Origin of the sequence: Bacillus sp. CCNWLW194, assembly GCF_037120585.1 — a bacterium.
Lineage (GTDB): Bacteria > Bacillota > Bacilli > Bacillales > Bacillaceae_G > Bacillus_A > Bacillus_A basilensis.
Genome location: NZ_JBBBBL010000005.1, coordinates 336,142 through 351,027, shown reverse-complemented (window position 1 = coordinate 351,027; position 14,886 = coordinate 336,142). Strand labels below are relative to the sequence as shown.

At 31.7% G+C, this 14,886-nt stretch carries 15 protein-coding genes and 2 pseudogenes; 3 read left to right on the top strand and 14 right to left on the bottom strand.

Annotation, left to right across the window (positions count from 1 at the left end):
- Nucleotides 1–50: 50 nt before the first annotated feature.
- The 12 genes and pseudogenes from V7S50_RS14645 to V7S50_RS14590 all read right to left on the bottom strand — a co-directional run bounded on the left by V7S50_RS14645 (nt 51) and on the right by V7S50_RS14590 (nt 9,190).
- Nucleotides 51–573, bottom strand: a pseudogene (locus V7S50_RS14645) (NUDIX hydrolase).
- A 19-nt stretch (nt 574–592) separates the two neighbouring features.
- Nucleotides 593–1,723, bottom strand: a complete 1,131-nt coding sequence (dnaN, locus tag V7S50_RS14640; protein WP_242253491.1) for a DNA polymerase III subunit beta — start codon at nt 1,721–1,723, stop codon at nt 593–595.
- Between the two features lie 30 nt (nt 1,724–1,753).
- Nucleotides 1,754–2,197: an NUDIX hydrolase gene (locus V7S50_RS14635; RefSeq protein ID WP_242253490.1), complete on the bottom strand. Its 444-nt coding sequence runs from the start codon at nt 2,195–2,197 to the stop codon at nt 1,754–1,756.
- Nucleotides 2,198–2,421: 224 nt separating this feature from the next.
- Nucleotides 2,422–2,838 (bottom strand): GNAT family N-acetyltransferase, encoded by a 417-nt coding sequence (locus V7S50_RS14630; RefSeq protein ID WP_242253487.1) that lies wholly within the window; start codon nt 2,836–2,838, stop codon nt 2,422–2,424.
- A gap of 159 nt (nt 2,839–2,997) precedes the next feature.
- A complete protein-coding gene (locus tag V7S50_RS14625) occupies nt 2,998–3,624 on the bottom strand; it encodes a cadmium resistance transporter (RefSeq protein WP_242253484.1) in 627 nt (208 codons plus the stop codon).
- Nucleotides 3,625–3,935: 311 nt separating this feature from the next.
- Nucleotides 3,936–5,144, bottom strand: a complete 1,209-nt coding sequence (locus V7S50_RS14620; protein WP_063223474.1) for an L-lactate MFS transporter — start codon at nt 5,142–5,144, stop codon at nt 3,936–3,938.
- Nucleotides 5,145–5,425: 281 nt separating this feature from the next.
- Nucleotides 5,426–5,569, bottom strand: a complete 144-nt coding sequence (locus V7S50_RS14615; RefSeq protein ID WP_242253481.1) for a hypothetical protein — start codon at nt 5,567–5,569, stop codon at nt 5,426–5,428.
- A gap of 31 nt (nt 5,570–5,600) precedes the next feature.
- A complete protein-coding gene (locus tag V7S50_RS14610) occupies nt 5,601–6,617 on the bottom strand; it encodes a serine hydrolase domain-containing protein (protein ID WP_242253480.1) in 1,017 nt (338 codons plus the stop codon).
- A gap of 101 nt (nt 6,618–6,718) precedes the next feature.
- Nucleotides 6,719–6,985: a heterocycloanthracin/sonorensin family bacteriocin gene (locus V7S50_RS14605; protein WP_001071382.1), complete on the bottom strand. Its 267-nt coding sequence runs from the start codon at nt 6,983–6,985 to the stop codon at nt 6,719–6,721.
- Between the two features lie 203 nt (nt 6,986–7,188).
- Nucleotides 7,189–7,642: pseudogene (locus tag V7S50_RS14600) on the bottom strand (NUDIX domain-containing protein).
- A 71-nt stretch (nt 7,643–7,713) separates the two neighbouring features.
- A complete protein-coding gene (locus V7S50_RS14595) occupies nt 7,714–8,172 on the bottom strand; it encodes a GNAT family N-acetyltransferase (RefSeq protein WP_242253477.1) in 459 nt (152 codons plus the stop codon).
- A gap of 106 nt (nt 8,173–8,278) precedes the next feature.
- Nucleotides 8,279–9,190: a DMT family transporter gene (locus tag V7S50_RS14590; RefSeq protein WP_242253476.1), complete on the bottom strand. Its 912-nt coding sequence runs from the start codon at nt 9,188–9,190 to the stop codon at nt 8,279–8,281.
- 148 nt (nt 9,191–9,338) lie between these two features.
- Between V7S50_RS14590 and norG the strand changes: the two genes are divergently transcribed.
- Complete coding sequence (gene norG / locus V7S50_RS14585) at nt 9,339–10,772, top strand: efflux pump transcription regulator NorG (protein ID WP_242253475.1); 1,434 nt, start codon at nt 9,339–9,341, stop codon at nt 10,770–10,772.
- A 45-nt stretch (nt 10,773–10,817) separates the two neighbouring features.
- On the opposite strand, the gene V7S50_RS14580 is transcribed toward norG, so the two are convergent.
- Nucleotides 10,818–11,348 (bottom strand): DUF4269 domain-containing protein, encoded by a 531-nt coding sequence (locus tag V7S50_RS14580; protein ID WP_242253474.1) that lies wholly within the window; start codon nt 11,346–11,348, stop codon nt 10,818–10,820.
- 165 nt (nt 11,349–11,513) lie between these two features.
- On the opposite strand from V7S50_RS14580, the gene V7S50_RS14575 reads away from it, so the two are divergent.
- On the top strand, nt 11,514–11,975 hold the full coding sequence (locus V7S50_RS14575; protein WP_063223482.1) for a DUF2306 domain-containing protein: 462 nt from the start codon (nt 11,514–11,516) through the stop codon (nt 11,973–11,975).
- 794 nt (nt 11,976–12,769) lie between these two features.
- The gene (locus V7S50_RS14570; protein ID WP_242253472.1) at nt 12,770–13,486 is read left to right on the top strand and encodes a hypothetical protein; all 717 of its coding nucleotides are present in this window, start codon (nt 12,770–12,772) and stop codon (nt 13,484–13,486) included.
- Between the two features lie 40 nt (nt 13,487–13,526).
- On the opposite strand, the gene V7S50_RS14565 is transcribed toward V7S50_RS14570, so the two are convergent.
- The gene (locus V7S50_RS14565) at nt 13,527–14,831 is read right to left on the bottom strand and encodes an MFS transporter (protein ID WP_242253470.1); all 1,305 of its coding nucleotides are present in this window, start codon (nt 14,829–14,831) and stop codon (nt 13,527–13,529) included.
- Nucleotides 14,832–14,886: the final 55 nt, after the last annotated feature.

Below are 14,886 nucleotides of genomic sequence, written 5' to 3'. Positions count from 1 at the left end.
CACTATGGCTTTTATATTTAGTTTGTAATTATTTTGCTAATCATTGCAGACTATAATTGATCCGCATTATGAATGAAGTTTATTGAAGTATCCTGCTTAATTAATTCTTCATTCCTATAATCTATTAATTTATGATTGGATAAAACAAAATTGTACTCTAATATCAAATCGTTATGAAGTACTTCAGGTAATAATTTAGGTAACATCTCTCCTACACCGTAATTATAGTCGCTTAATATCCAAGATACACTTTTCCAATCTAAAATCCCTTCGGATACTTTTTTAGGTGTTTCAAATGTAAAGTCATATGGAAGTTCTACTACATAAATATACATGCCGCCAGAGTACGAAGAGTCCTCCCACTTGATAATTCCCTTATATTGAATTTGCTTTTGTTTAACATCTATACTTGTCTCTTCTTTTATTTCGCGAATCGCATTTTCTAACGGTGATTCTCGTGGTTCTATTTTCCCCCCCTACCCCGTTCCATAATCCTTTTACAGGGTCATATTCTCTATTTAACATAAGTATCTCTTCATTTCTTTTTATAAAACATAAAGTATGCTTGTACATTATGTGATTCCTTCCTTTTTTAATAAGTTCTTACTGGTGAAATAAGGTGCACTGCTACAGATTGCTCTCCTGCTTCAATCAATATAGGTCTCATTGAGCCACCAAAGCTTAAAGTAATTGTTTCTTCTTTTATTGCTTTCAAGGCTTCAACCATAAAACGTCCATCGAAAGATATATTTAATTGTTTTTCACCTTGAAGCCCATCTATTTGTTGCTTCTCGGATATTTTCCCAACCTGAGAAGCGTTAGAAGAAATCTTAATTGTGGATTCGTTTATGATTTCTAAGTTAACGTTGTTGTTTTCCCATTCACTTGCTAATAAACTTGATCTGTCTACACCTTGTAATATATTTTTTCTATCTATGGTAATAACCGTTTGAAATTCATTTGGAATGAGAGTAGAAATATTAGGATATTTCCCTTCGATTAGTCTTGAATATAAAGTAGTTGTGCCGTATGTAAAAACAATGTGACTTTCTGAAAGATAAATAGAAACGAATTCTAAATTGCTGTTCATTAATTTTAAAAGCTCATGAATGGTTGCGCTTGGTACAATACAATTTGCTTTCATATTAGTAGAAATTAGTGTTTCACATACAGCTAGTCTATGAGAATCAGTTGCAGCGCAAATTAATTTATTATGGTCTAACTTGATATGTACTCCGGTAAAAACGGGTCTAGATTCATTTTTTGCTACTGCAAAGACTGTTTGTTTAAACGCATCAAGCAATTGTTTTGTTTCTATTTGTATTTCTGCATGATCGTCAATTAGTGGTACGTTTGGAAACTCATTTGCTGAAAAGCCATTTAAGTTTAAAGTGATTTCTTCTGACTGTATGGTAATTGTTTGCTCATTCTTACTTTTTATAACTATATCACTTGGCATTTTCTTTATTATTTCAATGAAGTATTTTGCAGGTACAACAATTGTTCCTGCTTTTAAGATAGTCGTAATTTGTTCGTCATCTATGGAACTAGGTATAAATTTTTCGATGAAAATATTCGAGTTACTTGCGATTAAAGTAATTCCAGATTTATCTGCTGTTATTTTTATGCCAGATAATATAGGAATTAAAACTTTTGTCGATATGGCTTTACTTACATCTGAAAGTGCTTGTGTGAAATGTTTGTGATTAACGATAAACTCCATTTTTTCCCCGCCTTACATGAAATGATAATTTTATGAAGATTGATGAATGATTGTTCCGTTAAAAAAGTAAGGTACTGTTTCTTTCCTTTGTAATATATTTAATAAGTGTTTTGGTATACGTAAATGAGGTACTGCTCTATGTAATTCCATCCAAGTAATTTCTTCGATTTCTTTTGGCCTTGATATATATGTCTCTCCGCCGATTATTTCGCCTAAAAAATTAAAGAAAATTGCATGATGTCCTCTCTCTTCAAAAAAGGCTTCGCTAATGTAACAAATACCATTTACAGTTATATGTAATCCGGTTTCTTCTTTCACTTCCCGAATTACTGCCTCTTCTAACGTTTCTCCAAATTTAACTGCGCCACCTGGTAATGTATAATAAGAACCATTTTTCCCTTTGTTTTTTACCATTAAGATCTTTTCGTTCGTTTTATCGTATAAAAGTGCATATGTAACATTTACTTTTTTCATCTAATTCCACCTCTAATAATGGGAATTTTCTATCTTTGTTACATTCTACCATTTATTCGTTTTAAAATATAAAAAAGTTAATTGAGTATTTCATTTATCTGCTCTTAGCAAAGTTAATAATCGATAGTCCTTCATTACAAAATAAAAAAGAGCGTATTTTGAAATTGATTATTCAACGTACGCTCTTTATGCTCTAATTGATTCATTTTTGGATTCTATATACTTCATAACCTTTTTTCTAAATAGTATCGATTGTGTCCCTTAGGATTATCTTCACTTACCCCAATTACTTTATATCCATACTTTTTATAAAAATCAGGTGCCTGAAAACTAAAAGTATCTAAATTGATTAACCTGCACTCTTTTTCAATTGCAAATTCTTCAATACGTTTTATTAACTTGGTTCCATAGTCTTCGTGTCTATATTCTTCAGAAACCCACAGGAAATCAACATGTACGTGGTGCCAAAATGTAATTGCAGTTATTCCGCCTACTATTTCTTCATTTTCATTTTTCACTATAAAACTAATTTTTTCTGAGGGCTTTTTCTCTTCATCCGAAATATGTTTTTGATTATATTCAATTACTTTTTCTCTTATGTAATCACTATCTTCCTGGATCCATTGTTTTATTATTTTCACTTTAATAATCACGCTCCTTTTATGGTATCTATTCAATTTAATAATCGTAATGTCCTGTCTAACTTAAAAGTTGTAGGTCACTGTTTCAGTTCACTAAAATAAAGAAAAGCCCTACTACATTTCATCTGTAATAAGGCTTTATACGTTGTTCAATTCATTTTAATAAAATAATGCAATTGTATCGCTGCGAAAAAGAATGAATATTCCTAAACCAATTAGAACAATTGGAACTATAATATGACTATTTTTCTCAAGTGCTTTAGCTAAAATAGGCGCTCTTATCAATGTGTAGCTAATAAAACACCATATTGCTATCATGGAAAAAAAGATAATTAATGTAACGATATTTGCTTCCAAGGTTTGACTAGCGAACATTGGTATATAAATTGAGATATTGTCAGCTCCATTAGCTAATGTAATCGCAGCTACTTTAAATAATGAACCAGAAGCGTTATCAATGACTTCATTACTTTTGTTAGAACGAAGCGAGAATATTCCTTTAACACCCATATAAATTGGCACAAATCCTAATAATCCGATCCACGATGTAGGAATGAAAAAAGAGCTTAAGGAACCAATAATACTTAGAAAAATAATTACACTAAATCCCAAAAATTGTCCAATAACAATATAAAGTTCTTTCATCTTAGTTTTTCTCTGGAAAGTTCTATCTTCTTCCTTGCATACTCCTGTCTTTACTTGTGAAAATAAAACAAGGAGTATAAAAATATCATCAATATTTGTTGTAGCGAATGCCACAACAGAAGAAATTATGGTTGTAACCAATATAAGCCAACTACCTTCATGATAAATTTATAAGTAAATAATGGTCTATAAATGACGTGCACGTTTCATTACAAAGTCGGTTAAATGTAATTTTCTTAATGTTTTTTAACAATATTTTAGTTCCTTTATGAAACGATATGAATATTCTGCTAAACTGTTACTTAGTTCATTAAGAAATAAATAACTTTACTGCTTCTCAAATCATTTCACTTTCAATTAAGTAACACCATTCTTCCTACACAATAAGAAAAAAGGGAAAATCAAATATTTCGTACTAAAAAAGAGCCCTATATGAGGGCTCTTTTTTAGAATTAAGCTACTTTCCGATGTAAATGTTTAAGTTCCTTTTCCTTCTCTGCTTTTGGCGGTCGAATTAATATCGAAATAATGAAGGAAATAACGCTTAAAACACCGATTATAATAAAGGTCGGTTGAAATCCACCAAGTAATGCTCCGATGAATGAACCTGCAAGTGCACCAAATCCGAAACCTTGATAAACAATTCCGTAATTTGTACTATGGTTTTTCAAGCCGAAGTAATCTCCGACAATGGCTGGAAATATAGTAATGTTACCACCAAAGCAAAAGGCAACGCTTGCTACACAAGCGAAATAAATTCCATAATTTAATGGAATGAAACTTAATGTAAAGACTGACAATCCAATAATAATAAACGTTGCAGAGACAATTTTCATTCGACCAATTTTATCTGATAACGTTCCAAGAACGATTCTACCTACTGTATTAAAAATTGCAATCATGGCGACGGCGTTAGCAGCAGTTGCTGCGCTTAGCCCAACAAGCTGTACCCCAATATCCTTTACCATACCGATTAAATACAGACCGCCCATACACGATGTAAATAGCATAAAAAACAAGAGATATACTTGTTTCGTTCGTATCATTTCACGAGGCGTATAATCATTGTGTAAAGTCTCAGTTACGGTGTTACTTACTGTTGCTTCACGTAAGAAGAACGATCCGGTTAATACTAAAAGCAAAACAATGATCCCCCAATATAAAAACGCTTGCGATACACCAAGACTATCGATAAGACTTCCGTTTATATATCTAAAGATTAAGCTGCCCATTCCATATGCAGAAACAGATATACCAGAAATAAGCCCTTTTCGATTTGGAAACCATTTAATTAAATTAGATAGTGATGTAATATAAGCAGTTCCATCTGCATAACCAACAACGACACCAGCTAATAAATATAGTAATGGTAAGGAAGAAACTTGCGAACTAAGTATTAGGCCGAGTCCCAGTACAATCCCTGCAGTAGCGATAAGTTTACGAAGTCCTAATTTTTGCTGTAACTTTCCTGCAAATAAAGTTGAAAATGATAAAGAAAAGCTTGTTATGGAGAAAGTTATCGCTACCGAATTGAGGTTCCATCCAAACTTACTGACAAGGGGCTGATTAAATAAACTCCATGTATAAATTGTTCCAAGGCCAATTTGAACAATGATTGTACCTAGAACAATTAGTAACGGATTTATAGAATTTTGTTTCATACTAACTGTCCCCTTCTTTTATCATGACATGAATTTTCACAGTTAGTATATCCATCATAAATTGCAAGATACTGTACGGAAAATGGTAATTAAGTTCATATACACAAAAAGACACTCCATTATGAAGTGTCTTTTTGCAGGTTATATACAGATATATTTCAAGAAAGCTTTGTTAAGATAAGACATTTTCAAATGCTTATGTATATATATTACCAAATAATTTCTTACATGTGATGGGACTTAAGATGTATTTTTCATTCATTATATAGTCGGATAAGGAATTAATATTCGATTTCATCAAAGTCCTTCGGCTGAGGTACAGTTTGCATATTAGCTGCGTCTTTAGGATCGCTATAAATCGCATTTTGTTCTGTATTTACATCTTTAATGTCTTGTTTTTTGTTTTTATTTATTTTATCTTTCATTTTCTTTCACTCCTTTTCATTATAGGAGTAATTATGCCCTATTACTGTTACGAAATGTATCAGCGACTAAATTGCTAAATTCACGTAAATAATATAAATAATTATCACCGCCGTAGTTGTATCTTTTATTGTACATTTTCGCAACAACTACATTATATTCAGGTATTACTAAAATAGTCGGTCCTGTAATTCCTAATATTTGATAAGATTCTTTTGGAACTCGTTCACCAAGCTCACTTAAAAGCGCAGGTTCATTTTGAACAAACCAAAATAACCCGTTTTGTGGTAATTCATTATTTATAAATGTAGGACTCTGCAAACTTGTCGCAATTTCTATCACTTCTTTTGGAACAATTTGTTTACCGTTTATCACACCTTGATTTAAATGAAGATTGCCCCAATAAGCAAATTCTCTAGCTGAGACAAACAGATTTTTTTCAGTACCGTCATCTATTGTACCAATTTCGCTGATTGCGATTTTATTTGGATCATCAACAACTGCAACTAAATTGTCATCTTGCTGTATTCTCCATCCTGTTTCTTGGAAATTAGCAGGTTTAAACACACGCTCTTTTAACAACTCAGGAAAACTTTTGCTATATAGCTGATAAATAAGATGGGTCATCATTCTTACATTAATATCTCTATAAGCCCAAGATTGTCCAGGTTCAAATTCACGAAAAATTTTTCCGTCATTCGTTTCTCCTAAACCGTGCGAATGAGTTACTAAATGTCTTATAGTTGTTTTACCAAGTAATACAGGATCGAAGTCTTTAAAATACTTTATCGCTTCATCATCACTAGAGTTTATTTTCCCCTCGTAAAGCGCATACGCTATCATTAATCCTAAATAACTTTTTCTCGCAGAAGCAACGTTGAACTGTGAAGATGTGGTTACTTTTTTATTACTCGATGTATTTGAATGATAGCCACTATAATGCTCTAGTACGATTTTGTTATCTTTTATAATACAAAGTGCTGTTGCAGAACTATGATTTTTTTCTTTAATATTCTCTACCCAAGAAATCAACTTATCATATGTATACAAATAATTCCTCCTTAATACGCATAAAAATTACAACTTGAAAGAAAAGTGCAAAATAGTTCTCACACCTTTCTTTCAAGTGAAATAGCTTTAATTTTCAATACTTAAATGATCCACCAGTTCCAGCAATTAAAGCAACCGAAACATCCTGCACAGCCTACACAACCTCCGCAACGTCCCGCACAACCACCACATCTTCCGCCACATCCTCCACAGCGTCCACCACAACCTCCGCATCCGCCGCAACGACGTGCATCGTCTTGAATGTAGTAGTATGGATATTGACTTTGTTGTGGATCCCAATACACAACATTACCAGTTTGATAATCATTAAGGTTCAATGATTGTAGTTCTTGTTGAAACTGATTCATTATGAAACCCCTCCATTTATAAATATAAATTCCGTCCAAATATTGAAGTTGATAAGTTTTAATAAACAAAGTAGAAACAAATGGCTATATACTTAAATGCGTACATCAACAAAATATGAACTTACACTAGGTGATGTACCTTGTTTTTTAGCCTATTTTCTTAATCTCTTTTTACTGGACGAATTTACTATTAATAGAGGTTTTTAAAAATTACTTATCCAACAGTTTAGTAGTTCATCACTTAATTTTCTTTCTAGTAACTCTTTAACTAAAGGTGCTGGCATGATTTTATAAGTATGTAAAGCTTCTTGATTATAATCTATCCAGTGAAATGCTAAATGAGATTCTTTAGATTTTGGTACGAAATCAATATGTAACTCTTGTGAATCTATCTCAAAAATATGATTGATTTCATGGTGAAGAACTTCTCGATCTTGCCATTGGTTTTCTATGACTCCTAAAAATTGTTTTATACTACAATTTACTCCGAGTTCTTCTCGTAGTTCTCTTATTAATGCATTCTCAGCTGATTCGCCAACTTCAACATGGCCACCAGGTAAAAAATAATGATGGACAATATATTCAGCCACTAACAATTTTTTATCCTTAATCATTAATCATTACAGCTCGTACAATATGATGAAATTTATTTTTCAATTGCTATTCCTCCCATTCATTTATTTTATATTTAATTAAAAAATTCATTTCACACCTTTACTACATCATAGTTAAACGAATAAACGATATACTTGCTCACCATCATAATCATGTCCCAATGATTGAAAACCATAACGTTCATATAGCTTCTTTGCAGAGATATTATCTTTATGTACGGTTAATCTAATTTCTTTACACGCCTTAAACGTATTTTTTATTAAGTATATACTTTCTTGTAATGCCGCTTTTCCATAACCGTTACCTTGCTGCTTTCGATCGATAATAAATCCGTTTATCCAATACATATCAGTTGTTTCTTTTACAACAGCATGCATAACAAAACCAACCATTAGATTGCCGTTGTATATCGCAAATGGTTGGTATTCTACAGCGTCTCCATCTGGTTTTATATATACTTTAGCAAGTGAAACTGCTACAGATGGAACAAATTTCGTCTGATTATCTTTAACTTGTAGTTTTAAAGCATCTTCCCAATTCTCTCTCGTAACAACCTTTAACTGGACATTCAATATTTTAAACTCCTTTATTAAGAATATATTTACATATTCAACGCAGTGAAATAATTCCCTGTTTCTTGATTATAAAAAACAGGGAATTATCACTTCTAAATAGAATTTATCCAGTTATATCGCTGTACTTTTCACTTCGAATATCTTTCTTTAATGATACATGCGCTATTAAAACTCCAAGTATAGTAATTACTCCACCAACTACTGAAATAAAAGTAGGTACTTCACCTAACCATACCCAAGCTATAAAGCACGCAGTTACTGGAGTTAAATATAGGGAGCTCGTCGCCTCAGCAGCACCAGCATGAGATATAATATACGCTAATGCAATATACGGAAGTACTGTTGGAAATAAACCTAAATATATAACGCTCAAATTAACTTCAAGAGGAGCTGCTAGTATTTCTTGATACATTCCCGGTAAGAAAATAAGCATACATACAGTACTAGACAAAATTGTATATATGGTAAATGGTAAGAATCCGTACTTTTTTAAGTAAGATGATTGGAAAACGAAAAATAGGCTTTCTGAAATCGCTGCTAATAATATAAATAATCCCCCGCTATTAAATTGAATAGCCCCCCCTTGACTAAATGATATGAAAGCAATTCCTATAAAACTAATTACACCACCGATCCAACCATTTAATTTCATTTTTTCATTCATAAAAACAGAAGCAAGTATTGCCGTTACTATAGGTGTTACTGAAATAATTAAACTTGCAGATCCGGCATTTACTGTTTTTTCGCCGTAGTTTAATGCAATGTGATAAATAGTAAACCCTAAAGCACCAAATATAAAGATTGCTGGAATATCTTTTAAACCCGGTAGTCGTAGTTTGTATATACAGGAAAACACTAGAAGTATAAATGAAGCGATTAATAAACGTAGTAAAGTAAGATGCTCAGGTGTGTAAGATTCAAGACCCATACGAATCGCCGGAAAGGCAGTTCCCCAAATTAGAATTGTAAAAGCATGAGCACATATAATTCGATAATTCCATTTTTTATAATTCATATTTTCTCTCCCCCTTCAAACCAACCATTTGATAATTACCAATTATTTCTTTTCATCATATTTAATAGTTGATACAATGTCTTCAACCAGTTATTTATCGTAAAAACCAACCACTTGGTATTTTTAAAGTGAACGAGGGAGTTTTTTTATGACAATTAATAAAAAACCGCCTAAGTATCGGCAGATAATAGACTATATGAAAGAGAAAATTGAAAATGGAGAATGGCCAATCGGAAGTAAAATTCCTAGTCAAAGGCAGTTAGCAAAATTATTTCATGTAAATCGAAGTACTGTAATAACCGCACTAGATGAACTTATGGCAGATGGCTTAATTCAAGGTCAAATCGGAGCAGGAACAATTGTAACAAATAATACATGGTCATTATTAGCAACAAATCCCCCGCCTGATTGGAATGAATATGTAAAGGCTGGTATTCATAAACCAAGCAAGTTAATGGTGCGAGAAATAAATGAAGCAGAAGCAAATAAAAAACTTATCCATCTTAGTAAAGGTGAACTTGCGCCTCAGCTTTTCCCGCTAGAAACTATGCAGTCCATATTGACAAGCGTATGTGAGGAATTAGATTATTTTGGATACGAAGAACAAAAAGGTTTTTTACCGTTACGTGAAGCAATAAGTAAATACGTAAAATCATTCGGAATACATGCATCACAAAGTTCTATATTAATCGTCTCTGGTGCGTTACAAGCATTACAATTAATATCAATTGGTCTTTTGCATAGAGAATCAACCGTTTTACTTGAACAACCTTCTTACTTATACTCACTTCACGTATTTCAATCAGCAAAAATAAATCTGTCTGGTATATCTATGGATAATTACGGTATATTACCTAACGAGTTATTAAAACGAATAAAATATAGTCAGAAGAAAAACATTTTATATTCAATCCCTTGTTTTCAAAATCCAACAGGGATCTTAATGTCTGAAGAGCGAAGAAAAGAAATATTAAATATATGTGAAAAGGAACAGTTACCTATTATTGAAGATGATATTTACCGCGAGTTATGGATTGATGAACCACCTCCAGCTCCTTTAAAATCGAAGGATAAACATGGACATGTATTATATATTGGTAGTCTCTCCAAAACACTTACCCCAGGACTTAGAATTGGATGGATTATCGGACCTGAACCAGTTATTGATAGATTATCAGATATAAAAATGCAAACAGACTATGGATCGAGTTCATTATCTCAAAGAGTTGCTGCTGAATGGATAAATAAAGGTTTTTATGAAGAACATGTAGCGAACGTAAGAATTCAACTAAAAGAACGAAGACAAATAATGATACGAGCTTTAAATAAGTATTGCGCAGACGTTGCATCGTGGGATATACCTAATGGTGGAATTTTTATATGGCTAAAGGTCGTACCTAACATTCCGATGAAGAAATTATTTTCAGAGGCACTATCAAAAGGAATTCTTTTAAACCCAGGACGTATCTATGAAGAAGAATCCGATCAGTACATTCGTTTATCATATGGATATGCTTCTCCAGAACAAATCACTAACGGTATTAAATTGTTGAGTGAATTAATTCGTAAGCTAATGACATAACAAAAACTCCTCTTTTTTCTATAGAGGAGTTTTTGTGTATTTTATTTACCACAATCTCATTTCCTGCCCCAATAAAATCAGTTCTTCATAAGGATCTCCGTCAATGTGTAATACTTGAGCAAAAGCAGGTTCTGTTTTTAAACCTTTTTCTTTTAAATGAATAACTTCTTCCCTTATATGAGGATGCTGCATTAATATCATGTGCTCTACTATCATATGTCTATATGCATTTTGATTACGCACTGGCTTAGGCTGAGCGAATAATTCAAATTCAAAGCCTTCAAATTCAAAATTTACTTTTATCGATTCTGTATTTTTAATTTTTTTCTGTTTTATTTTGAATCCTTCATAAGAACCATATAAAGATCTCATTTCCTGTTCAAAAACATCAAAGTTATGTACTTCCATTACTATATCTAAGTCAGATTGAAGAGTATCAACTCTTATAGGGATTGTCCCGCAAAGAACGGGACTATACAAAACTAAATCCTCCATTATGTTTAATTTATTCAAAACATCATATACCTTTTGTTGCTTGGCATTCCCTGATTGTAAATATGTAATAGATGTAAACATGGAAGTCTCTCCTTCATTTCACGTAATACTTGACTCACTAAAAATTTGTCCGTTTAAACTCGTTCTAGGAGTACCTTTACTTCAATATATTAAGGTGAATAAACAATATGTTTCAACTTTTCTCCTACATTGCAATACTATAAAAATAAAAAAGGAGGAATTATTATGAGCATTTTTAACATTCTTTTAACCATTCACATATTATTTGGAACAATATGCTTAATCACCGGTATTGTAGCAATGGTTACTCAAAAGAAGAAAGGAAAACATACGGAATGGGGCGAAATATATCATGCATCCTACGTTGTCATCACCATTACTGCAATTATATTATCCATTATAAACTGGGATAAAATTGCATATTTATTTTATGTTGCAATTTTATCTTATGCATTTGCGATTTATGGTTACCTTGCAAGAAAAAAGCGTTGGAAAAATTGGCTCCATCACCATATTAGAGGTATGTTAGGCTCTTATATTGGTGCTGTTACCGCACTATTAGTAAACATCGGTATTCATATTCCTATTATTAATTTACTACCGCCTATATGGTTTTGGTTTTTGCCGACATTAATCGGTATTCCTCTCGTAGTCAGTGTATCAAAAAAATATAAAAAGCGTAGTTAAAATTCATTACATTTTCGTTACTTTCTAACTAATCTTATGAAAAATAACACTCAATATCATATTCTTTCACGTTTGGTTCATTAAACTAACAAAAAGAATCCAATATGTTTATTGGATTCTTTTTAATTTCTTTATCATATTTCATTTCAATTTCAGTTCTATGTATACAAAGATGTTACCATCTGGATGACGAACTATCATTTTCTTACTGGTGGGTACTTGTATTGGTTCAGTAATCATTACACCATTATAGTTTAAGATTATAATAATTAATGTAAAAGCAACTTTTTATAATTCATTCATTTTGCTCCTTTCATAAAAATTCGTATTCGAATCCTCCCGTATTAAATATAAGATATAAGAAATGTACCTATTTCTATAAAAATATTTCTTTAAATCACTCTTTGCACCCTAAAAGAATAAAAAATGATATAACGTTGTCGGAATGAAAAAAGTGGTATATAATAAATATTAACATTACTAGTAATTATTTTAGGTATTCCTAGAATAAAGGAGCGATACATATGAAAATTACTATTTATTTCGGAAGTCATGAAGATCAAGATGTTCGTACAATGGACTGTCATTTAGATGTAGAAGATACAGAAGAGATTGTTTCTGTATCATAATATAAATAATTGGGATGAACCCTCTTCCCTACAGTGTTTAAGGCACCTTTTACAGGTGTCTTTTTTATTGTTTTTTCGTCAAAAACCCTTTACTTTAGAGCGTTTTAATAGTAAAATATAAATATACGAACAAACGTTCTTTTAATTTTAATTGTACATGAAGGGATGATTTTTACAATGGCTCAAGCAAAGCGCAGAGGAAGAAAAAAGCAAACACCTATTATTTCAAATACAGGCTTTATCGGCTCTGTCTTTATTGATACATTGGAGTTACAAAAGAAATCCTATTATTTCGCCCGTAAAAAACTTCAAATTGTTCATCACGTACTAGATGCTCTCTCTGGGGCAACAAGTTCTCTATTTAAAGAACATAATATTTCAGCATATATGTCATGTGTGTATTTACATAAACAAAAGAAAATCGGCTTTGTTCTTTCAACGAAACCATTTGAACAAAGTGACGGTGTTGCTTATTTTGTAAATTATTTAATCGAAAAGAATTTTTACGGTAATCATGACGAAGACGTAGAATATCAAGAAGTATTTAATACTGGTTTTATCGGTGTAGTATTCGCCGATTTATGTAGTATAGATCGTTTTAATTTCGAATTTGAAATGGGTATGTTAACAAAATTAATGAAAGATATGATTATTCCAGTTAAAGAACTCTTTTTACGTCATAATGTTCCAGCCTATATCTCCACTTCTCATTTAGAGGAACAAAACAAATTAGGTTTCGTTCTATCTGTAAAACCGTATGATGAACGTGCAGAAGCAGATTTATATTTTGAGGCGTATTTAAAAGAGCGCGGGTTATTTATTGGTGATGAAGAAAATGATATTGATAAGATTGTTATTAGAAAAACAGCAGAATTACGATAGCTAAGCGCAGGATAATGATCCTGCGCTATTTCGATATTATTTAATTACCTTCAACACTATAACCTTTTGAATGGATTTCTAAATTCAACTTATTTGAGTAAGCCTTATTCAAAATAAGAAATACGATCCCTCCTCCAATTGGAAGCGTGTAGGCTGGAATATAATTTAATAATAGACCTGATAATGCGAGTGCTATCGGCTGCATCATTTTACCTATACTTAATCCAATACTAAGCACCCTTCCCCTATATTCATCTGGAATCTCTTTTTGCATAAAATAAATTAAAGGGATATCCATTAATGCTATCATTAGTCCTAAAAAGAACATAATAGCGCAATACATATTAACAAATACAATATTATTCACTTCAATACTTTTAAATAGAACAGGGACACCTGAAACTATCATAAAAATTGCCAGCATAAAACTTATTTTTTTCAATAGATAGGAATAAGAAAAACGATCAGTTATCTTTTTTACTAATATTGCACCAACTATCATACCTATCGGAAAAGTCCCTTGAATCATACCAAATTGTTTAGAACTAAGATTGAGAACTGTATTAATAATGTATGGCAATGGAACAGTTACAGCAAATCCTAGGAAAAAATTAAGTGAAATTAAAATACTAAACGTATTTTTTAAGCTTTCCCGCTCCATTAAGTAAGTGTATCCCTCCTTTATATCTTTAATAAAATTAATTTCTCTAATTGAACATTCCTCATTTATGTATTGCTCGCACAACTTAAAGTTTATAAACAATATGGATATAGCAGAAAGGATAAATGAAATACCGTTAATCATTATAAAAGTTTTCATATCAAAGACTGCAAAAACAAAGCCCCCTAACATAGGCCCTAGAATTAAAGATATAGAGTCGATAATTTTACTTATAGAGTTAAGACTCATTAGTCTCTCTTTAGAGACGATATTTGGTTTTGCAGCCTCTAATCCTATTCCAAAAAATGTTGTAAATACTGTCATAAGAAAGGTAGTAGTATAAATGATTAATAAGTTTAACCCATAATAGCTGTTTAATATATAAACCGTTATTAATAAGCATCCGCTTAGTACATCCATACAAACGACGAGTTTCTTTTTATCAATCTTATCAGCAATTACACCTGCAAATGGATTCATAACAATCATAGGAATCGTTCCTAAAATAAGCGTAATCGCGAAATTTAAAGCAGATCCAGTTATTTGTAAAACATATAATCCTAATGCGAAACTATAAATAGAGCTACCGGATATTGATACTGTTTTTGCAATTGAATATAAACAAATATTTCTTCGTTCTTGGTTGCTTTTTTTATTTTCTATATGTAATCGTAAACTTGCCATAACTTTTCCCCCTGCCTAATTTGTGTTACGTACATTGTAAGTTCTTGGGTCAACC